At 71.5% G+C, this 20,955-nt stretch carries 16 protein-coding genes; 4 read left to right on the forward strand and 12 right to left on the reverse strand.

The window, feature by feature from the left end; genetic code table 11:
* Window positions 1-193, forward strand: a 193-nt coding sequence (locus AB0B50_RS37620) for a hypothetical protein (RefSeq protein ID WP_229863171.1), incomplete at its 5' end; no start/stop codon positions are given.
* A 226-nt stretch (window positions 194-419) separates the two neighbouring features.
* Here AB0B50_RS37620 and AB0B50_RS37625 read toward each other — a convergent pair.
* Complete coding sequence (locus tag AB0B50_RS37625; protein ID WP_362340409.1) at window positions 420-1,427, reverse strand: stage II sporulation protein M; 1,008 nt, start codon at window positions 1,425-1,427, stop codon at window positions 420-422.
* Between the two features lie 88 nt (window positions 1,428-1,515).
* Between AB0B50_RS37625 and AB0B50_RS37630 the strand changes: the two genes are divergently transcribed.
* A complete protein-coding gene (locus AB0B50_RS37630) occupies window positions 1,516-2,466 on the forward strand; it encodes an RDD family protein (protein WP_362340411.1) in 951 nt (316 codons plus the stop codon).
* On the opposite strand, the gene AB0B50_RS37635 is transcribed toward AB0B50_RS37630, so the two are convergent.
* Together AB0B50_RS37635 and ahcY are read right to left on the reverse strand one after the other, a co-directional pair.
* Window positions 2,463-3,077: a hypothetical protein gene (locus AB0B50_RS37635; RefSeq protein WP_362340413.1), complete on the reverse strand. Its 615-nt coding sequence runs from the start codon at window positions 3,075-3,077 to the stop codon at window positions 2,463-2,465. The genes AB0B50_RS37630 and AB0B50_RS37635 overlap by 4 nt on opposite strands.
* Window positions 3,078-3,207: 130 nt before the next feature.
* Window positions 3,208-4,662, reverse strand: a complete 1,455-nt coding sequence (ahcY, locus tag AB0B50_RS37640; RefSeq protein WP_362340415.1) for an adenosylhomocysteinase — start codon at window positions 4,660-4,662, stop codon at window positions 3,208-3,210.
* Window positions 4,663-5,020: 358 nt separating this feature from the next.
* Between ahcY and AB0B50_RS37645 the strand changes: the two genes are divergently transcribed.
* Window positions 5,021-7,099 (forward strand): fructose-specific PTS transporter subunit EIIC, encoded by a 2,079-nt coding sequence (locus AB0B50_RS37645; protein WP_362340417.1) that lies wholly within the window; start codon window positions 5,021-5,023, stop codon window positions 7,097-7,099.
* A gap of 102 nt (window positions 7,100-7,201) precedes the next feature.
* Here the strand turns inward: AB0B50_RS37645 and AB0B50_RS37650 are convergent, their stop codons facing one another.
* The 7 genes from AB0B50_RS37650 to AB0B50_RS37680 all read right to left on the reverse strand — a co-directional run bounded on the left by AB0B50_RS37650 (window position 7,202) and on the right by AB0B50_RS37680 (window position 14,942).
* Window positions 7,202-8,161 (reverse strand): cation transporter, encoded by a 960-nt coding sequence (locus AB0B50_RS37650; RefSeq protein WP_362340419.1) that lies wholly within the window; start codon window positions 8,159-8,161, stop codon window positions 7,202-7,204.
* A gap of 108 nt (window positions 8,162-8,269) precedes the next feature.
* Entirely contained in the window at window positions 8,270-9,445 is a 1,176-nt protein-coding gene (gene manA / locus AB0B50_RS37655) for a mannose-6-phosphate isomerase, class I (RefSeq protein ID WP_362340421.1), read from the reverse strand.
* 84 nt (window positions 9,446-9,529) lie between these two features.
* Window positions 9,530-10,732 carry an SIS domain-containing protein gene (locus AB0B50_RS37660; RefSeq protein ID WP_362340423.1) on the reverse strand — a complete coding sequence of 401 codons (1,203 nt, stop codon included), beginning with the start codon at window positions 10,730-10,732 and terminating at the stop codon, window positions 9,530-9,532.
* A gap of 47 nt (window positions 10,733-10,779) precedes the next feature.
* Window positions 10,780-10,956: a Trm112 family protein gene (locus AB0B50_RS37665; protein ID WP_362340425.1), complete on the reverse strand. Its 177-nt coding sequence runs from the start codon at window positions 10,954-10,956 to the stop codon at window positions 10,780-10,782.
* Window positions 10,957-11,141: 185 nt separating this feature from the next.
* On the reverse strand, window positions 11,142-12,506 hold the full coding sequence (locus AB0B50_RS37670; RefSeq protein WP_362340427.1) for a phosphomannomutase/phosphoglucomutase: 1,365 nt from the start codon (window positions 12,504-12,506) through the stop codon (window positions 11,142-11,144).
* A 178-nt stretch (window positions 12,507-12,684) separates the two neighbouring features.
* Entirely contained in the window at window positions 12,685-14,301 is a 1,617-nt protein-coding gene (locus AB0B50_RS37675; RefSeq protein ID WP_362340429.1) for a lactate permease LctP family transporter, read from the reverse strand.
* A gap of 215 nt (window positions 14,302-14,516) precedes the next feature.
* On the reverse strand, window positions 14,517-14,942 hold the full coding sequence (locus AB0B50_RS37680) for a DUF3499 domain-containing protein (protein ID WP_055702413.1): 426 nt from the start codon (window positions 14,940-14,942) through the stop codon (window positions 14,517-14,519).
* Between the two features lie 262 nt (window positions 14,943-15,204).
* On the opposite strand from AB0B50_RS37680, the gene AB0B50_RS37685 reads away from it, so the two are divergent.
* The gene (locus tag AB0B50_RS37685) at window positions 15,205-15,666 is read left to right on the forward strand and encodes a metallopeptidase family protein (RefSeq protein WP_362340431.1); all 462 of its coding nucleotides are present in this window, start codon (window positions 15,205-15,207) and stop codon (window positions 15,664-15,666) included.
* A gap of 19 nt (window positions 15,667-15,685) precedes the next feature.
* Here the strand turns inward: AB0B50_RS37685 and AB0B50_RS37690 are convergent, their stop codons facing one another.
* The gene (locus tag AB0B50_RS37690) at window positions 15,686-17,179 is read right to left on the reverse strand and encodes a DUF5719 family protein (RefSeq protein WP_362340433.1); all 1,494 of its coding nucleotides are present in this window, start codon (window positions 17,177-17,179) and stop codon (window positions 15,686-15,688) included.
* Window positions 17,176-20,853: a glycosyltransferase family 2 protein gene (locus AB0B50_RS37695; protein WP_362340435.1), complete on the reverse strand. Its 3,678-nt coding sequence runs from the start codon at window positions 20,851-20,853 to the stop codon at window positions 17,176-17,178. The genes AB0B50_RS37690 and AB0B50_RS37695 overlap by 4 nt, the downstream gene beginning before the upstream one ends.
* Between the last annotated feature and the right edge of the window lie 102 nt (window positions 20,854-20,955).

A 20,955-nucleotide genomic window follows, 5' to 3' on the forward strand; every position in this document is an offset into this window, starting at 1 on the left:
GGCGTTGACTTTTGGCACGCTGTTGAGTTCTCAAGGAACGGACGCTTCCTTTGTACTCACCCTCTCGGGCTTTCCTCCGGGCGCTTCCCTTCGGTATTTCGTGTTTCCAACCTTACCAGATCCGTTTTCCGTTCCGTTCCCGGTTCGGATTTCATTTCCGGTGGCCGTTGGAGGGCCTTTGCCTTTCGGCTGATCCGACTTTATCAGAAGTTTTCGACCGGACTGACCGGCTCAAGATTTCCGATTGATCGGGGTGGCTTCTCGATTAATGAAATTCAAGAAGCAGGCAGATGTTAACCGCTGTCGCTGGACTTGTCCAGCTCTAGGCAACTGTTCGAATCTACCTCCCCAGTCCTTCCGTGTCAACGGCTTTCTTGGGGCGGGAAGGAGACTAACAGGTCAGAGGGGCCGTACGCACATCACGCTGCGAGGGGGACGGACGCGCTGCGTTCTGCCTGGTCCAGGTCCCCTGTCTCGCCCTCGCGGGCCGCCCTGCCGCCCAGCACGTAGACGTACGCGAGGAATGCCAGTTCAGCGGCGATACCGATGGCGATGCGGGCCCAGGTCGGCAGGCCCGATGGGGTGACGAAGCCTTCGATGGCGCCCGATACGAAGAGGACCAGGGCCAGGCCGATGGCCATGCCCAGGGCCGAGCGGCCCTCTTCTGCCAGGGCGGTCCTGCGTGTGCGTGGGCCCGGGTCGATGAGGGTCCAGCCGAGGCGCAGGCCTGTGCCGGCGGCTACGAAGACTGCGGTCAGTTCCAGGAGACCGTGTGGCAGGACCAGGCCGAGGAAGGTGTCGAGGCGGTCGGCCGAGGACATCAGGCCGATGCCGACGCCGAGGTTGAGCATGTTCTGGAAGAGGATCCAGATGACGGGGAAGCAGAGGAAAGCGCCCAGGACCAGGCACATCGCGGCGGCCTGGGCGTTGTTCGTCCAGACCTGGGCGGCGAAGGACGCTGCGGGGTGGCTGGAGTAGTACGTCTCGTACTCACCGCCTGGGCGAGTCATCGCTCGGAGCTCGTCGGGGGCCGCGATCGAGGCCTGGACCTCGGGGTGGGTGCCGATCCACCAGCCGATCACTGCTGCCAGGAGTGTGGAGAGCAGGGCCGTGGGGACCCACCAGCGGCGGGATCGGTAGACCGCCGCTGGGAAGCCGTGTGTCAGGAAGCGGGTCACGTCTCTCCAGGAGGCGCGGCGTGTGCCCGTCACGGCACTACGCGCGCGTGCCACCAGGTGCGTGAGGCGTCCGATGAGCTGAGGGTCCGGTGCGCTGGACTGGATCAGGGAGAGGTGGGTGGCGGTGCGTTGGTAGAGGGTGACGAGTTCGTCGGCCTCGGCTCCGGAGAGGCGGCGTTGGCGGCGCAGCAAGGCGTCCAGTCGGTCCCACTCGGCTCGGTGGGCGGACACGAAGACGTCGAGGTCCATCAGGTGGCTGCTCCTCGTACTGCGGCGCGTGACTGTTCAGCTTGGCAGACTGGCCAGTCCTACGGCAGGGCAGGGAAGGGTGGCGGGCGTGAGTGAGCTTGTGACGGGCGAGGCGGTGGCGCTGGAGCTGCGTCCCGCGAAGCTGCCGAGCCGGGCGCTGGCCGTGCTGATCGATTTGGCCGTGGCGTGGGCGGTCTATCTGGCGGTGACCATCGGGGTCATCGCGTCGACGTCTTCGTTGGACGATGCCGCGGCTGCCGCGGTCGCGGTCGCCAGCTTCGTACTCGTCCTGGTCGGTGGTCCCATCGCGGTGGAGACGCTCAGTCGTGGGCGGTCGCTGGGGAAGCTGGCGTGCGGGCTGCGGGTGGTGCGGGACGACGGTGGGCCGATCCGGTTCCGGCACGCGCTGGTGCGGGGGGCCGTGGGGGTCGTCGAGATCCTGATGACGTTCGGGGTCGTCGCGTGCATCGCGTCTCTGGTGTCGGCGCGTGGGCGGCGGCTCGGCGATGTGTTCGCGGGGACGCTGGTCGTACGTGAGCGGGTGCCCGCGGGGCAGGCCGCTTTCGTGCCTCCGCCTCCGCCCTGGATGGTGGGGCGGTTCTCCGGGCTCGATCTGTCCGGGGTTCCCGAGGGGCTGTGGCTGGCCATTCGGCAATACCTGACGCGGATGGGGCAGTTGGATCCGCAGGTGGGCTGGGCGATGGCCGAGCGGCTTGCCGGCGATCTGGCGGAGCGGACCGGGGCTCCGGTGCCGCAGGGTGTTCCACCGGCCGCGTTTTTGGCGGCTGTTGTGCATGAGCGGCAGGCACGGGATGCGCGGCGTGCCTTCGGCGGTGCGGTTGCTGCCGAGAGCCCTGCCGGTTCTGCCGGTTCCACCACTTCTGCCGGTCCCGGTGCCGGTCCGGCGCCGGCTCATGCGCCTTCGCCCGCTGCCCCCGTGGCGGACAACTCCGGCTCGGTGTCCGAGCGTTACGTGGCGCCCGTCGAGCAGGGTACGGAACCCGCGCCTCCGGCCACGGGGTTCGTGCCGCCTGCCTAGGTGAAGGTGGACGGCGGGGTTTCGAGGTGTTCGAGCTCGATGCCGGGGGCCGCGAGGACGACGTCGCCGGCGATGTGCACCGCGTGCTGTTCGCCGGTGTCCAGGGCTGTGACCTGGTATTCGTCCACGATCAACGGGCCGTTGTCAGTGGCGTGTGCTTCGCTTTTCAGCAGGGCCCAGGACTGGTCGAGGGTGCGGGGGGCGAGGACGGGGTCCGTGAAGGCGACCAGGCGGATGCGGGTCGCAGGGGAAGCGGGGGTCAGGCTCAGCAGCCGGGCCGTCGCGACGAGGAAAGCGGGGGAAGTGCCGGTGAAGGCGTGCGCGGGGGCGTTGTCTTCGGTGGCGTGGGCGCCGGTGGAGTCGGTGCGGACCCAGGTGACGCCGTTGAGGGCGCCGGCGCGGACCTGCCAGTCGCCCGCGTGGAGTTCGAGGCGGATGGGGCGGCCCCGGTCGTCGAGCGCGAGGTCGACGGAGCCCGCGGGGGTGCCTGAGGGGGTGGTTCGTTGGGACACGTAGCGCCAGCCGGAGGGGCCGGGCGCGCAGTGGAAGTGTTCTTCACCGAGGGGGGTGTGATCGTGCGGATCATGGAGCGAATATCGGCCGCGGGGCATGGGTCTCGGTCCTCGGTCCTGTTCCTGGCGTGAGTCTCGTCGGCCACGGCTGGTGGGCCGCAAAGGGGCAGGCCCCCGCCGCTGGGGCGAGGGCCTGCTGAAGTGGTGCTGACCGGCGGCCGGTCGGCCGTCAGTAGCGGTAGTGGTCCGGCTTGTACGGGCCCTCGACCTCGACGCCGATGTACGAGGCCTGCTCGGGGCGGAGCGTCGTGAGCTTCACGCCGAGCGAGTCGAGGTGGAGGCGGGCGACCTTCTCGTCCAGGTGCTTGGGGAGGACGTAGACGTCGGTCGGGTACTCCTCCTGCTTAGTGAACAGCTCGATCTGGGCCAGCGTCTGGTCCGCGAACGAGTTGGACATCACGAAGGACGGGTGACCGGTCGCGTTGCCCAGGTTCAGCAGGCGGCCCTCGGACAGCACGATCAGGACCTTGCCGTCGGGGAACGTCCAGGTGTGGACCTGCGGCTTGACCTCGTCCTTGACGATGCCCTCGATCTTCGCGAGGCCGGCCATGTCGATCTCGTTGTCGAAGTGGCCGATGTTGCCCACGATCGCCTGGTGCTTCATCTTGGCCATGTCCGAGGCCATGATGATGTCCTTGTTGCCGGTCGTGGTGACGAAGATGTCGGCCTTGTCGACGACCTCGTCGAGCGTGGTGACCTGGTAGCCGTCCATCGCCGCCTGCAGCGCGCAGATCGGGTCGATCTCGGTGACGATCACTCGGGCGCCCTGGCCGCGCAGGGACTCCGCACAGCCCTTGCCCACGTCGCCGTAGCCGAGGACGACCGCGGTCTTGCCGCCGATGAGGACGTCCGTGGCGCGGTTGATGCCGTCGATCAGGGAGTGGCGGCAGCCGTACTTGTTGTCGAACTTCGACTTCGTGACGGCGTCGTTGACGTTGATCGCCGGGAAGAGGAGCTGGCCGTCACGCTGCATCTCGTAGAGACGGTGGACGCCGGTCGTGGTCTCCTCGGTCACGCCGCGGATCTCCGAGGCGAGCTGGGTCCACTTCTGCGAGCCCTCGGTGATGGTGCGGTTGAGGAGCTGCAGGATGACGCGGTGCTCGTCGTTCTCGGCGGTGTCGACCGAGGGGACCTTGCCGGCCTTCTCGTACTCGACGCCCTTGTGGACGAGGAGGGTGGCGTCGCCGCCGTCGTCCAGGATCATGTTCGGGCCGCCGGTGGGGGTGTTCGGCCAGGTCAGCGCCTGCTCCGTGCACCACCAGTACTCCTCCAGGGTCTCGCCCTTCCAGGCGAAGACCGGGACGCCCTGCGGGTTGTCCGGGGTGCCGTTCGGGCCGACCGCGATGGCGGCGGCCGCGTGGTCCTGGGTGGAGAAGATGTTGCAGGAGACCCAGCGGACCTCGGCGCCGAGGGCGACCAGGGTCTCGATGAGGACGGCGGTCTGCACGGTCATGTGCAGGGAGCCCATGATGCGGGCGCCGGCCAGCGGCTGGGAGGCCGCGAACTCCTTGCGGATCGACATCAGGCCGGGCATCTCGTGCTCGGCGAGGGTGATCTCCTTGCGGCCGAACTCGGCGAGGGAGAGGTCGGCGACCTTGAAGTCCTTGCCGTTGATGAGAGTCATGAGTGAGCTGCTCCTCGTGGATGGATCGAGGGTGGACATGGCTGACCTGCGGCGTTGGGTACACGGGTGCACCGACGCGCGCAGCGCAGTCCGTCGGAGGCCCTCTCTCCCTCGGACGATCCGTGCTTGGACCGCCCGACCGCCATCAGCAGCGACGTCTGGCTCGGTCTCAAAGCTACACCGATTGGCCCAGCAACCCCCAGCCCGCCTCTGGGCACGTCCTGACTGGCGGATAGGCCGTCAGACCCGGACGATATGGGACCTTTGCGCTTTTGATCCTGCGCTTATGTGTTGCAGGATGCCTTGAGATCGGGAACATTTGCGCGATCTTGTTTGGCAAAGGCGTAAGGAGATCCACGTGACCAGTCCGGCCGAGCCCCCCATAGGCGGGGCCAGCAGCGGGCAGCGGAGGTTGAAGCTGCTCGCGGTGACCGCCTGTCCGACCGGCATCGCCCACACGTACATGGCGGCCGAGAAGCTCTCGCAGGCCGCGGAGAGCCTCGGCATCGACATGAAGGTGGAGACGCAGGGCTCCATCGGGGCCGAGAACGTCCTCTCTGACAACGATGTCAGAGACGCCGACGGCATCATCATCGCAGCCGACAAGGACGTCGACCGCAGCCGCTTCGTGGGGAAGCGGGTGCTCTCCGTCGGCGTCTCCGAAGGCATCAGCCACCCGGAGCGGCTGATCGAGCAGGTGCAGAGCGCGCCGGTGCACGGCGGAGGCGGGGGCGGCGGTTCCGCCGAGCCGCTCTCCGGCGGCGGGGGCGGGGGCGGCAGGGAGCGCAGCGTCGCGTACAAGGCGCTGATGAACGGCGTCTCGTACATGATCCCGTTCGTCGTGGTCGGTGGTCTGCTGATCGCGATCTCGCTGTCGCTGGGCGGGCACACCGACCCCAAGGGCGGTCTCGTCATCCCGGACGGCTCGTTCTGGATGCATGTGAACCAGATCGGTGTCATCGGGTTCACGCTGATGGTGCCGATCCTGTCGGGATACATCGCGTACGCCATCGGGGACCGGCCCGCGCTGGTGCCGGGCATGATCGGCGGGTGGATCGCCAACACCGGTGAGCTGTACGACTCCAAGGCGGGCGCGGGCTTCATCGGGGCCATCGTCACCGGCTTCCTGGCCGGCTATCTGGTGCTGTGGATCAAGAAGGTCAAGGTCCCGAAGTTCGTCCAGCCGATCATGCCGATCATCGTGATCCCGATCGTCGCGACCACTGCCCTCGGCTTGTTCTTCATCTACGTCATCGGAAAGCCGATCTCGTGGGTCTTCGAGCATCTGACGGACTGGCTCAGCGGGATGACCGGCACGAGCGCGATCCTGCTCGGCGCGATCCTCGGCCTCATGATCGCCTTCGACATGGGTGGTCCCGTCAACAAGACCGCCTTCCTGTTCGGCGCGGGACTCATCGCCACCGGCAACCAGACCGTCATGGGCATGTGCGCCGCGGCGATCCCGGTCATGCCGCTCGGGCAGGGGCTCGCGACGCTGATCCGCAAGCGGCTCTACACCGAGCAGGAGCGGGAGACCGGTCTCGCCTCGTTGTTCATGGGCTTCTTCGGGATCTCGGAAGGCGCCATTCCGTTCGCCGCCGCGCGGCCCGCGCAGGTCATCCCCGCCAACATGCTCGGCGGCGCCGTCGCCGGTGCCGTCGCCGGCTTGGCGAGCGTGAAGGACGCGGTGCCGCACGGCGGGCCGATCGTGGCGGTGCTCGGTGCCGTGGGCGGCGTGCCGATGTTCTTCGTGGCCATCGCCATCGGTTCGGTCGTCACGGCGCTCACGACCGTGACGCTGGTCGACCTCAGCGAGCGCAAGCGGCGCGGGGCTCCCCTGGTCGACGTGCCGGGCGGGCCCGAGCCGGTGCTCGCCGGGGTGGGTGCCGGTACGGGTGGTGCGGCTGTTGCCGCCGGGGCGCTGCAGAAGACCCCGTCGGCATCCCCTGCCGCCGCCTCCCCCGCCCCCGAGCCTGCGGGCGAGGTTCTTTCCGGCTATCTCAGCGAGCAGACCGTGAAGGTCCGGCTGGCGGCGGGCGAGAAGGAGGCGGCGATTCGCGAGATGGCCGAGCTGCTCGCCACCACCGGCAAGGTCAACGACGTGGAGGAGCTGGTGCGGACGGCGCTGCGGCGCGAGACGCAGGGCACCACCGGGCTCGGCGAGGAGATCGCCATCCCGCACGCCAAGACCGATGCCGTGGACTCGCCGATCGTCGGCTTCGCGCGGTCGGCGGAGGGCATCGAGTGGGGCGCGCTCGACGGCACGAAGGCCAAGCTGATCTTCATGATCTCCGTGCCGGAGGCCGCCGCCGGGGACGAGCACCTGCGGATTCTCGCCCTGCTGTCGCGGAAGTTGATGGACACCGGCTTCCGGGAGCGGCTCGAGGCGGCGCCGGACGACGCCGCGATCCTCGATGTGCTGCGCGAGGTCCGGTAAGTCCGGTCGTCGGTCCAGTGAGCAGTCAGGACCTTCCGGATACGTGGATGGGGCCCCGCACCGAGAAGGTGCGGGGCCCCATCCACGTACGCAGAAGAAACCTCAGTGGCCGCCGGGTGACTTCGCCGGGTTCTCGCCCGCCGCGGCCGCCGACTCGCTGTAGATGTCCGGCTCCAGATAGATCACGCGGGCGATCGGGACCTCCGCGCGGATGCGCTCCTCCGCGGCGTTGATCGCGGCGGCGACCTCGGCGGCCGTGTCGTCGTGCTGGACGGCGACCTTGGCGGCGACGAGGAGCTCCTCGGGGCCGAGGTGCAGCGTGCGCATGTGGATGACCTTGGTGACCGTGTCGCCGTCGACCAGGGCCTTCTCGATCTTGGCGACCTCTTCGGTGCCCGCGGCCTCGCCGAGCAGCAGGGACTTGGTCTCCGCCGCCAGGACGATCGCGATCAGGATGAGCAGGACGCCGATGCAGAGCGTGCCGATGCCGTCCCAGACGCCGTCGCCGGTGGCAAGGGCGAGGCCGACACCGCCGAGGGCGAGGATCAGACCGACGAGCGCGCCGAGGTCCTCCAGGAGGACGACGGGCAGCTCGGGGGCCTTGGCGCGGCGCACGAACTCCTTCCAGGAGAGGTTGCCGCGCAGCGGGTTGGACTCCTTGATGGCGGTCCGGAAGGAGAAGCTCTCCGCGATGATCGCGAACACCAGGACCCCGACGGGCCAGTACCAGTGCTCGAGCTCATGCGGGTGCTTGATCTTCTCGTAGCCCTCGTAGATCGCGAACATGCCGCCGACCGAGAAGAGGACGATCGAGACCAGGAAGGCGTAGATGTAGCGCTCGCGGCCGTAGCCGAACGGGTGCTGCGGGGTCGCCTCGCGCTGGGCCTTCTTGCCGCCGAGGAGCAGCAGTCCCTGGTTGCCCGAGTCGGCGAGCGAGTGGACGCTCTCGGCGAGCATCGAGGACGAGCCGCTGAAGATGAACGCGACGAACTTCGCCACCGCGATCGCGAGGTTCGCGGCAAGTGCCGCGACAATCGCCTTTGTTCCGCCTGACGCGCTCATGAGTGCGGGGTGTCCCTTCGCCTTCGTACGTACCGACCACGGTGCCGGGCACGCTTTGCCCGGCCTTTGCGGTGGGTCATTGTTGCAGCACGGGAGGGCGTTGGTGTGTCAGGCCACCACAGTGGCACGGAAAACCGTGCCCACCCCGGACACTTCGACCTTTTCGCCCGCGGGGACGAACGCGGACTGGCCGGGCGTCAGGGTCAGTTCGCCCGCGCGGACCGAGCCCGCGGCGCAGAGCAGGATCTGCGGGGTCACGGCGGTGAGGTCGTGCGCGGCGGCGCCCTCGGGCAGCACGAAGCGGGAGAGGCGGAACTCGTCGATCGGGGTTTCGTAGACCTCCTCGCCGTCGGGCGAGCCCGCCGCGGCAGCGGCTGATGTCGCGGCGGGGCGCAGGACGCCGGGGTCGGTCGCCTCGAAGCGGACGATGCGCAGGAGTTCGGGTACGTCGACGTGCTTGGGGGTCAGGCCGCAGCGCAGGACGTTGTCGGAGTTGGCCATGATCTCGACGCCGAGGCCGTCGAGGTAGGCGTGCGGGACGCCGGCGCCGAGGAACAGGGCCTCGCCGGGCTGCAGTTGGACGTGGTTGAGGAGCATCGCCGCGATGACACCGGGGTCGCCCGGGTAGTGGTGGGCGATGTCGACGTACGGGGTGTAGGCACCCCCGAGGCGGCGGGCGGCGGCCGTGACCTCGGTGACCGTCTCGGCCATCTGCTCGGGGTCGGCGCTCAGCACGGCCGTCAGGACCTCGCGCAGGGCGGCCTCTTCGGGGTGGGCGCGCAGCAGGTCGACGTACGGCTTGAGGGAGTCCACGCCCAGGGCCTCCAGGAGGTCCGCGGTCTCGGCGGGGTCGCGGAAGCCGCACAGGCCGTCGAACGGCGTGAGGGCGCAGATGAGTTCGGGCTTGTGGTTGGCGTCCTTGTAGTTGCGGTCCGGCGCGTCGATCGGGACGCCGCGGCGCTCCTCGTCCGCGTACCCCTCCTTCGCCTGCGCCAGGTTCGGGTGCACCTGGAGGGAGAGCGGGGCCCCCGCGGCGAGGATCTTGAAAAGGAAGGGCAGGCGCGGGCCGAACTTGGCGACCGCTTCCTTGCCGAGCTCGCGCTCCGGGTCCGCCTCGATGACCTCGTTCAGCGCGCCGCGCTCGGTGCGCGAGGGCGCGCCCGGGTGGGCGCCCATCCACATCTCGGCCTGCGGCTCACCGCTCGGTGCCACGCCGAGGAGCTCCGCGATGGCGGTGGTGGAACCCCAGGCGTAGGGGCGGATGGTGTTGGTGAGGCGGTCCACGGAGGGGATCTCCCTTGCTACGTACGCGAATGCTGAACTGCGGCGGTGACCGGTGCCGTGGTCAAGAGGCGACCCGTGCGGTGGTCATGATCCGTCCCCCGAGGCGAGCGCCAGGTAAACGGCGGCGAAATCCGTGACGGCGATCAGCTCCGCGAGTGCCTCCAACTCGTCGCCGCTCTCCGGCTCGAGCTCGCTGAGCGCGACGTCGTGGCTGTTCGCCAGCTCCCGGGCGGCGGGCGCGGCGCTGAGGCCGCCCGCGTCGACGGGCCGGTCGCGGAGCAGCACCACGCGCGCGCGGAGGGCAGCCGGGTCGTCGACACGGTCGCGGAAGAAGTCGTCGGTGTCGTCGCCGCCACCCGCGAGGCCGCCCGCGAGGAGGGCGCCGTGCGCGGGCAGGGCCTCGGGCAGTTCGGCGGCGAGCGCGGCGTGTCCGGCGAGCTCGGCGAGGGTGGCGGCGAAGCGTCGCCCTGTGGCGCCCGCGGCCTGCCCCTCGGTCCAGATCAGCGGGAGCGCGTCGGCGAGCTCGGCGGCGAGCGTCTTGGCGGGATTGCTGTACGTCGCGATGGCCGGGCCGCAGCGTTCCGCGACGCCGTCCAGGCGGTCGGCGACCTTCTGCAGGGCGTCGACGGGGGCGGCGACCAGGCCGGTGCGGTCGAGGAGCACGAGCAGCGGGACGAGGAGGGCCCACAGGGTGCCGGGGGCGCCGGGGGCGGCTTCGTCCTCGACGCGGCGTGCCTCGTACGACGCGGAGCCGCGGGTCGCCTCGTCGTGCGGGCCTTCGTACGCGCCGTAGGGCGAGGTGGCCATGGGGACCGTGAGGCCGTGGCTGCCCTCCACGCTCTCGGCGATCGGGGTGCGCGCGGGGGCGACCGCGACGACCGTGCAGCCGCGGCGGTACGCCTGCTCGGCGAGGAGCGAGAGGCCCGGTTCGGCGCCGTCCGGGGTGGCGATGAGCAGCAGGTCGACGGGACCGGCCCAGCCGGGCAGCGCCCAGCGCAGGGCTCCCCCGGCGGGTGCGACGCCGGTCGGGGTCAGCCGGACCACGGGGCAGCCCGTGCCCGCGAGGGCGTCGAGGAAGTCGGCGACGCAGACGGCCGCGGTGCCGGGGCCCGCGATCAGGACGGCACGGGGGCGGCCGTCGGGCTTGAGGTCCGTGAGCCCGGCCTCGGTGGCGTGCCGGACCGCGGTGCGGACGCGGGCACCCGCCTCTGCCGCGCCCCTCAGCAGTCCGCGGCGGTCGGCGCGGGCCAACGCCTCGGGGGCGTCGAGCAGCGACTCGTCGAGCATGGGTGTCAGGCCTCCGATCGCGGTGCGCGGCTTCCTGCGTGGGTCCCTCAGGCGGGGCGGCGGGCCTCGTCGACCAGGAGGACGGGGATGCCGTCGCGGACCGGGTAGGCGAGACCGCACTCCTTGGCGTCCGCCGTGCAGACCAGCTCGGTGTCCGTCTCCTTGAGAGGGGCGTGACAGGCCGGGCAGGCGAGGATCTCCAGGAGGCCGGCTTCGAGCGGCATGGGGTGGGTCCCTTCGAACGGATCTGATGGGGTGCGCGCTGCTTCGGTGCGGCGATCGCGCGCGGTGTCCGCCGGGGAACCGCACCGCCACCGCGCAGGATGCGGCCTGGTCAGCCTACCTCCGCGCGGGGCTCGGCGTGGGGGTGCGGGGAGGGTCGTGGCCGGCCCTCCCCGCGGGCGCCGCGTCAGCCGCGGATGATCGCCAGGGCCTCGTCGCGGACGCGCGCCATGGTGGCCTCGTCCCGGGCCTCGACGTTCAGGCGCAGCAGGGGCTCGGTGTTCGAGGCGCGTACGTTGAACCACCAGTCGGCGGCGGTCACGGTGAGGCCGTCGAGCTCGTCCAGGGTCACGCCGTCCTTGCCCTGGTGGGCGGTCCTGATGGCGGCGAGGCGGGCGCTCTGGTCGTCGACCGTGGAGTTGATCTCGCCGGAGCCGGCGTAGCGGTCGTACTGGGCGACGAGGCCGGAGAGCGGGCCGTCCTGGCCGCCGAGGGCCGCCAGGACGTGGAGGGCGGCGAGCATGCCCGTGTCCGCGTTCCAGAAGTCCTTGAAGTAGTAGTGCGCGGAGTGCTCGCCGCCGAAGATCGCGCCGGTCTTGGCCATCTCCTCCTTGATGAAGGAGTGGCCCACGCGCGTGCGGACCGGCGTGCCGCCGTTCTCCTTCACGACCTCCGGGACCGACCAGGAGGTGATGAGGTTGTGGATGACCGTGCCCTTGCCGCCGTGCTTGGCCAGTTCGCGGGAGGCGACCAGGGCGGTGATGGCCGACGGGGAGACCGGGGCGCCGTTCTCGTCGACGACGAAGCAGCGGTCCGCGTCGCCGTCGAAGGCGATGCCGAGGTCGGCGCCCTCGGCGCGCACGCGCTTCTGCAGGTCCACGATGTTGGCCGGGTCCAGGGGGTTGGCCTCGTGGTTGGGGAAGGTGCCGTCCAGCTCGAAGTACATCGGCACGACGTCGAGGGGCAGGCCCTCGAAGACGGTGGGGACGGTGTGCCCGCCCATGCCGTTGCCCGCGTCGACGACGACCTTCAGGGGGCGGATCTTCGTGAGGTCGACCAGGCCGCGCAGGTGCGCGGCGTAGTCACCGAGGGTCTCGCGCTGGGTGAGGGTGCCGGCGGTGGCCGCGGGCTCGGGGGCGCCGGTCGCGCTCCAGCCCTCGACCAGGGCGCGGATCTCCGCGAGGCCGGTGTCCTGGCCGACCGGGGCGGCGCCCGCGCGGCACATCTTGATGCCGTTGTACTGCGCGGGGTTGTGCGAGGCCGTGAACATCGCGCCCGGCAGGTTCAGCGCCCCCGAGGCGTAGTACAGCTGGTCCGTCGAGCACAGACCGATCTCCGTCACGTCCACGCCCCGGGCCGCGGCACCACGCGCGAAGGCCCGCGAAAGACCCGGCGACGAGGGGCGCATGTCGTGCCCGACCACGATCGCGTCGGCCGCCGTGATCTGCGCGAAGGCCGCCCCGAACAGCTCGGCGAGTGACTCGTCCCACTGGTCCGGGACCACCCCACGGACGTCGTACGCCTTCACGATCTGGGACAGATCAGCAGTCACGGCCAACCCTCTCTGCAGGTTCTGCTAGCTCAGCGAGTACGGAGAGCTCTCCGCGGTCACCACAAAGCTACCCGCTGGCGCCGACAGCGGGCCGGGCCCGGGCGGCAGACGTCCTGGGGCCCCGGCGGCAGACGTCCTGCGGCGGCATCCCGACGTCCCACAGTGGCGTCCAGACGTCTCACGGCAGCATCCAGCCGAGGACTGCCGTGCTCTGTCCCACCACGATCAGACACATCACCAGGAGCAGGCCGAGGCTCCACGGCAGGACCTTGCGCAGCAGATCGCCCTCCTTGCCCGCGAGGCCGACGGCCGCGCACGCGATCGTCAGGTTCTGCGGGGAGATCATCTTGCCGAGGACACCGCCCGAGCTGTTGGCGGCCGCGAGGAGTTCCGGCGAGAGCCCCGACTGCTGAGCCGCCGTCACCTGCAGGGCGCCGAACAGCGCGTTGGCGGAGGTGTCGGAGCCTGTCACCGCCACGCCGAACCAGCCGAGCACGGGCGACAGGAAGGCGAGCCCCGCCCCGGCGGCGGCTACGTAGTGTCCGATCGTGGCGGCCTGCCCGGAGAGGTTCATGACGTACGCGAGAGCCAGCACGGACGTCACGGTGAGGATCGCGAAGCGCAACTCGTGGACGGTGGCCGCCCATTCGCGCACCGCCACGCGCGCGTGCACCCCGATGACCGCCGCCGTGCCCACTCCGGCCAGCAGGACGAGGGTTCCGCCGGTGCCGAGCAGTGGAAGCGAGAAGACGTTGCCGCCGACCGGATTCCCCGAAGGATCACCGACGTTCAGGAAGGGCCAGTCGAAGGTGCGCGTCGCCTTCGCGAGCAGGTCCTTGACGGCGGGGATCTGGGCGAGGGAGAAGACGGCGACGATGAGGGCGTACGGGGCGTAGGCGCGCAGCACTTCGGGGCGCGGGTCGTCGTGGTCGAGGTCTTCGCTGCGCGCACCGGTGAGGACCGCGACGCGGACGGGTTCGGTGGCCGGCCTGCGCGCGTGCGGCACGGCCATCAGCGCACCCGCGCCCGCCAGGGCCGCCCCGATGTCGGCGAGTTGGGCGGAGACGTAGTTGGAGGCCGCGAACTGCGCGACGGCGAAGGCGAATCCGCACGCGAGGGCGGGCACCCAGGTCTCGCGCAGACCGCGCCGTCCGTCCACGAGGGTCACCAGGAGCAGCGGTACGACCAGGGCGAGCAGCGGTGTCTGGCGGCCGACGACCGTGGCGACGGTGTCCAGCGGAAGGCCCGTCACCTGGGCCAGCGTCACCACCGGTGTGCCCATGGCCCCGAAGGCGACGGGCGCGGTGTTGGCGACCAGGGCGACGACGGCCGCGCGCACCGGGTCGAAGCCGAGGGCGACGAGCATGACGGCGCTGATCGCGACGGGCGCCCCGAACCCGGCGAGCGCCTCCAGGAGCGCCCCGAAGCAGAAGGCCACGACGAGCGCCTGGATGCGAGGGTCGTCGGAGAGCCGCCCGAAGGAGCGGCGCAGGATGTCGAAGTGCCGGGTGCGGACCGTCATGCGGTACACCCACAGGGCGTTGACGACGATCCACAGGATGGGGAAGAGGCCGAAGAGAGCTCCTTGCGCGGCGCTGGAGACGGTCTGACCGAGCGGCATGCCGTACGCGAGCCAGGCGACGAGGACGGCGACCGCGAGGCCGATGAGCCCTGCCCTGTGCGCCTTCATGCGGACGGCGCCGAGGAGGACGAGGACGGTCAGGAGGGGCAGGGTCGCGACGAGTGCGGACAGGCCGAGCGAGTCGGCCACGGGCTCCAGTTGCTGCGTGAACACAGGCGGCTCCCCGGTTTCCGTGATGTTTCCGTGATGCGGAAAGTGATCTCTCACGAGTGGGGGAATGGTCGTGTCCGCAACAAGCGCACGTCAATGGGGCGTGCGGCAACTGTTGTTCAGCAATGAACGACAGGGCTCTACGGAGCGACTCCGATACCGACAGGCCTCTACGGAGCAGCCCCGTCAATGACAGGCCCCCTACGGAGCGAAGCCGTTCAGGACTCCGGCGACCGCAGCACCCGGAGGTGGCCACGGCGGGCGACCTCCATCGGGTCCGCCGTGCGGGCACCGCCTCCACCGGCCTCGGCGGCGCGCTCCTGCGGACGGGCCGCCTCGCGCACGGCGTTGGCGAGCGCTTCGAGGTCGTCGCCGGAGGGACGGGCGGGACCCGAGGCGTCGGCGAGCCGGACGACCTCCCAGCCGCGCGGGGCGGTGAGGCGCTCGGAGTGCTCGGCGCACAGGTCGTAGCAGTGGGGTTCGGCGTAGGTGGCGAGGGGGCCGAGGACCGCGGTCGAGTCGGCGTAGACGTACGTCAGCGTCGCGACGGCGGGACGGCCGCAAGCGGTGCGCGAACAGCGACGTACAGGGCTCACGACGTTGGACGGTACCGCACTCTTGAGCGGGCCGCGACGACTCTCCACGAGGTCACTCCACCGTGTCGTGCCGTGATCCGCGCGCGAATCCGCCGCGAGGGCAAGGCGTTGACCTGCGCAGACGCCAGTGGCCACGGGGACGGGCGGTGTTGAATCCGGTCACCACATGGCGCGAATCACGTCATTTGGCGCGAGATCGACGGTCTGGGAGAGATACGGAATCGAGTCCAAGCTTGGCCGGAATGGTCAGGAAGTGACATGGCGCGCAGCGTGCGGAAAGGGCGATCTCGGGGACTACGCTTCGTCAGTGATGGACGACCCCGTACAGCCCCGCTCCGCAGACCCGAGGCCCCGCCGCCGCGACCGCCACGGCCGAGGCATGCGTGGCCCCGTGGCACCGCCCCAGGTCCCGCTCTCCGCGAGCCGTGCCGAGGCCTTCACGGACCTCGTGCAGGACTCGGTGGAGCGCCTGGAGCGGCGCTGGCCGCAGCTCACGGAGATCGAGTTCCTGGTCCTCGAGGTGCCGCCCCTGGGCGGTCCCGGAGGGCCCGACGGGGAGTGGCGCGACGAGGTGGTGCCGCTCGGCGGCACGATCACGGCGTCCGAGGGGCGGCCCGCCCGCGTCGTCATCTACCGCCGCCCGGTGGAGATCCGCACCAAGGGGCGCGACGAACGCGCGGCCCTGGTGCACGAGGTGGTCGTCGAGCAGGTCGCCGAACTGCTCGGCCTGTCCCCGGAGTCGGTCGACCCGCGCTACGGGGACGAGGACTGAGCCCACCAAGAGGTCCGCGCTACTTCTGCAGCACCGAAAGATCCCGCTCCGCCTCCGGCACCGCGACCGTCCCCCGGTCGTCGGGCAGCGCCTGGATCGTGAACATGGGAATGCCCTCCTCCGGCAGGGACAGCATCCGCGAGCCGTAGACGGCGCCGCCGGACACCGGCTCCACCGTGAGTGCGTACGCGCCCTTGAGCCCATCGGGCACCGGCGGGTCCGTGATCGCCAGCGTCGTACCGCCCTTGACGGTGTACGTCTTCGAGGCCGGTGAGCCGCCCTCGGTGCCGGCCGACGCCGTGACCTTCACCTTCGCCGACTTGCCCGGGGCTACCAGGGAGAGCGTGGAGCCCTTGGCGCGGTTGTCGGCGACCGTCGCGCGCGTGCCCACCGCGCTCGTCGCCGGGATGAACGCCGTCTCCTGCTTGCTGCCCTTGCCCCGGGTGACGCGCAGCGCCGCCACCACCGGCACCGACTTCTCCGTCGGCGTCAGGAGCAGCGATCCCGCCTCGCCCTTGGTGATGTCGCCGAGGTCGGCGGCGGCGGTCATGCCGGACTTCACGTGCAGGCTCTCGTGCCCGGCCGGGGTGATCGAGCCGGTCCGCGAGACCAGCTGGATCTTCAGGTCCGCGTCGTCGGAACCGGGCGTGAAGGCGACCAGGCGCACCGAGGTGGCGTCCTTGGGGATGCCGGGCAGGACGAGGCTGCTGTCGGGGTCGGTGGACGCGGGCAGCCAGTCGCCGCCCAGCTTCTCGTCGGAGGACTGCACGGCGGCCGCGACCCGGCCGCTGCGCACGATCACGTGCATCGTGAGGTTCTCGGTCTGCTTCTCCGCGAGCGTGGACAGCAGCACCGGGACGCTGGAGTGCGGCTGCACCTGGATCGAGTCGCCCACCGCGGACGTGACCTCGCCGTCGGGGCCGAAGAGCTCCACGTCGACGACGGCGGCGGAGTCGTCCGGGTTCGTCAGGTGGATGTAGTCGCTGCGGTCCTTCACGGTGCTCGCGCCCGGGAACCAGAAGTCCGTGTCGGGCGCGGTGCAGTTGGTGCCCTGGACCCCACGGCCGCTGCCCGCCGCGTACGTCGTGGTCTGCTGCACGGTCCAGCCGGGGGCGAACCGGCCGTCGGCCGTGCCGATGAGCGCGGGCGACTCGGCGCCCGACTCCTCGCCCGCCACCGGCTCGCCCGGCGCCTTCTGCTTCAGGAAGGGCTTGGCGTTCTTCTTGTCCTCCTGCTTGGCCGCGTCCGTCAACGCCCGGCTCACGGGCAGCAGTTCCGCCTTGCCCTTGCTCTCGGCGCCGCTCGACTTGGGAGTGAAGGCGGTGTACGAGGTCTCGGCGAGGTCGGAGGCGCTGGGCACCGGGCAGAGCAGGCTGGTGCGCTCGACGGGCAGCCGCGCCGCGGCCTTCGCCCCGTCGCCGCCGGTGCCGTCAGGGCCGCTGAACGCGGCGAACCCGGTGACGGCGCCGAGCGCGACGACCACGGCGATCAGGGACTGGGTGGTGCGGTTCACTGCTGGCTCCCGTCGGGGCGCTCACTGTCGGTGCCGTGGGGCGGCTGCGGGGGCAACGGCGGCATCGGGGGCTGCTGTTGGTCGTACGAGGTGTCGTAGGACTGCCCGTACTGCTGCTCTCCGTAGGCACCGCCCGCTCCTCCGTAGGAGGCGTACGGGTCGTACTGGCCGCCCTGGTAGGCGTCCGCCTGGTACGGCTGCTGCTCGTAGGACCCGGACGGGTACGCGCCGCCCTGGTGCTGCCGCTCGCCGCCGTACGCGCCGTGCTCGGCGCCCGCGTGGGCCGGTGTCTCCCACTGCTCGTAGGACTGCGCCTGCTGCGGCACCGCGGCAAGGCCCTCCTCCGAAGGAGGAGGTACGTCCTGGCCCGCCTCCTGCCCGGCCTGCTCGCTCTGGGCCCGCAGCCTGCGCGCCCTGCGGCCCTCGCCCTCCATCGCCTGGGCGGGGATGACGGGCTCCTCGGGGAGGTCGTCGTCGACGTCGCGGCGCCGTCCGGGCAGGGCGAGCACCACGAGGACGACGGCGAGCGCGCCCTGCGCCCACAGCCATGCCTTGTGGCCCACCGGGGCGTCGAAGGTGACGTCGAGGTGGCCGCCCGCGGTGGGCAGTTCGAAGCCCTGTGCCCAGCCGTCGACCGTGGTGCGGGTCAGCGGGCGGCCGTCGAGGGTCGCCGTCCAGCCGGGGGCCGCCGAGTCGGCGAGCCGCAGGACGCGGCCCTCGTCGCCGGACTCGATCTTCGTGTGCAGCTCGACGGGTCCTGCCGCGACGGGCTCGGGGTCGCCGGTCTCGGGGACGATCGCGGCGCGCGCCACCTGACGGTCCACGCGCCACAGGGCACTGCCGTCCTCCTGGCTGAGCCGGGTCAGGCCGGGGGTGGCGTCCAGGGTGCGGCTCATCTGGCGGGGCGCCCCGTCGCGTACGAGGACGTAGCGCACCGCGTAGCCGCCGAGCTGGTCGGCCTGGTCGGCGCCGGAGCCCGCGACGAGCCGGGCGACGATCTTGTCGAGCCGGTCGTCCGTGCCCGATGCCGACGCGAGTTCCGCGTCGCCGAGCCTGCCGCCCGATCCCCGTACGAGTGTGTAGGAGACCTTGGCCGCCGAGTCACCGGCGAGGACGAGGGTGCGGGCCTGGTCCTCGGTGCCGCTCTCCTCCGCGACGAACGCGGGCACCTGCACCGGATCACGCCGCTCCAGGGGGCCGTCGGCGCCGCCGATCATCCACCCGGCGGCCACAAGGAGCGGCCCGGCCGCCGCGGCGAACGCGATGAGCGCGGCCACCGGCTGACGCCAGCCGAAGCTCTGCTCGGCGACACGCGCGCGTGCCCCGTCGGCGCCGAGGGTGGCGGCGGCAAGGAGCGCGATGCCGTAGCCGAGGGTGGCGGGTCCTGCCCATGCCGAGCCGTTCGACAGGACGGCGAAGACCAGCGAGACCAGGGCGGCCGCCCAGGCGGTGCGGATCGCCGACTGCCGCTCGCCGCGCAGCAGGGCGCCGAGGGCGGCGAGCACGATGCCGATGAGCAGCAGCCCGTGCACGGTGCCGGGGCCGCCGGGGCTCGCGCCGAGCAGGTCGAGCGCGGTCGCCGAGCCTGAGCCGAACTCCAGGCCCGCTTCCTTGAAGAAGCCGAAGGGCAGCAGCGTCAGGGACCACGGCGCGAGGACGAGCAGCGGTGTGCCGAGCGCGGCGAGGAAGCGCAGGGCGTAGGCCGTGATGTCGCCGCGGCGCACCACGAGGAGGGCGAGGCCGAGCACCAGGGCGATCGGCCAGACGATCGGCGTGAAGGCCGTGGCGAGGGTCAGCAGCAGCGTGTACGCCCATGTCGCGCGCCACGTCCCCCGGGTGCCCTCCGGAGAGGCGAGGCCGCTCGCCGCGATGCCCGCGCGCGCGATGAGCGGCAGCAGGACCGCGAGGACGGCGGTGCCGATGCGGCCGCCCGCGAGCGCGCCCGTGGCGGCGGGCAGGAAGGCGTACGCGACCGACGCCCACGCGCGCAGCAGGCGCGAGGGGACCAGTGGCCGTGAGGCGAAGTACGCGGCGAATCCCGCCAGCGGCACGGAGCCGACGAGCAGCACGGTGACCGCGAGCCCGGTGGAGCCGAAGAGCAGCGAGGACAGCCCCGCGACGAGCGCGAGGTAGGGCGGCGCGGACTGCGTGCCGCCGGTGCCGACGGGATGCCAGCCGTCCAGATAACGGGCCCACAGCTCCGAGGAGTCGCCCGGTGCGGGCAGCAGCGCGCCGCCCGCGAGCGCACCGGTGCCGAGCAGCGCGCGGCAGGCGATGAGCGCGGCGAAGAGCAGCACCACGAAGAGCATCGGTCCCGGCTTGCGGGCGATGCGCTTGAGCCGGGCGAACTGCTCGATCTCCAGGAAGTCCGCGTCGTCGCCGCCGGGTCCGGACTCGACGGCGCCGTGGCGTCCCGCGCCCGCGGGGGCCTCGGGGTCGGAGCGGCCGACGAGGCTGCCCGCCGCCTGTTCGATGGTGGCGCGCACGGTGGCGCCGGGCGGCGGGAAGAGCGGCCGCATCTCGCCCGCGTCGAGGGCGGGCTTGCCGCGCGTCTTGCGTGCGCCGAGGATCCGCCCGGGGCGCAGCAGTGTCGCCAGGAGACCGGCGATCTCGTCGAGGGCCTGGCCGGGCGCCTTGCCGACGAGATAGGCGACGGTGCGCAGGAGCGTGCCGACGACGACCCGGAAGAACACCCAGGGCAGCACGGCCGTACGGGCGTTGACGAGCAGGGTGTAGCTGGCGCCCGCCTTGTCGACGCGGTGCGGCGAGGTCGAGGTGCGGCCGACGCAGTCGACGGTGCGGCGCTCGCGCGAGGAGGCCTCGGCGTGCCGCACGACGGCGTCGGGGGCGACGAGGACGCGGTGCCCCGCGGCGTGCGCGCGCCAGCACAGGTCGACGTCGTCGCGCATCAGCGGCAGCCTGCGGTCGAAGCCGCCCAGCTGTTCGTAGACGTCGCGCCGGATCAGCATGCCCGCGGTGGACACGGAGAGCACGGGCCGTACGTGGTCGTGCTGGCCCTGGTCCTGCTCGCGCCGGTCCAGGCCGGTCCAGCGGCGGCCGCTGTTGGCGATGGAGACGCCGACTTCGAGGAGCTGCCTGCGGTCGTACCAGCCGCGGAGCTTGGGTCCGACGACGGCGACGTCCTTGCCGAGCTCGCGTTCGTTCTCGACGGCGCGCAGGAGTTCGGCGAGGGCGTCGGGGTCGGGCGCGCAGTCGTCGTGCAGCAGCCAGAGCCACTGCACGGGTTCGCCGTGCGGCAGGTCCGGCATGTCGTACGCGTCGTCGCGCCAGGTCCGGCTCACCGGGTCCCAGCCGCTGGGTCGCTTGAGGTACGGCAGCTCTTCGGGGGTCAGCACGCCTGCGGTGCGGACGGCCTCGTCGACGGCGGTGCCGAAGCCGGAGCGCCGGGCGAGGTGCAGCACGCGGTCGGGGCCGAGGGCCTCGGTGACCAGGCGGGCGGAGTCGTCCGCGCTGCCGGTGTCCGCGGCCACGGCGTTCTGCACGGGCCGCTCCTGGCCGAGCAGCCCTGCCAGGGCGTCGGGCAGCCAGCGGGCGCCGTCGTGGGAGACGAGGACGGCGGTCACGACGTGCCGCGGAAACTCGGGCGGGCGGGTTGGGTCGAACCCGGCGGCGGCAGCGTCGTGGTGGGCTGCCGAATGGCTGTGCACGGACATCGAGGTACGGGCCCCGGTTCGATGGACTGCGGTGGACGCCTGCGCCCTGCGGGGGCGCAGGGGCGTCTCGGACGGGGCCCCACACTAACGGCTGGCACAGGT

Origin of the sequence: Streptomyces sp. NPDC041068 (assembly GCF_040647455.1) — a bacterium.
Classification (GTDB): domain Bacteria; phylum Actinomycetota; class Actinomycetes; order Streptomycetales; family Streptomycetaceae; genus Streptomyces.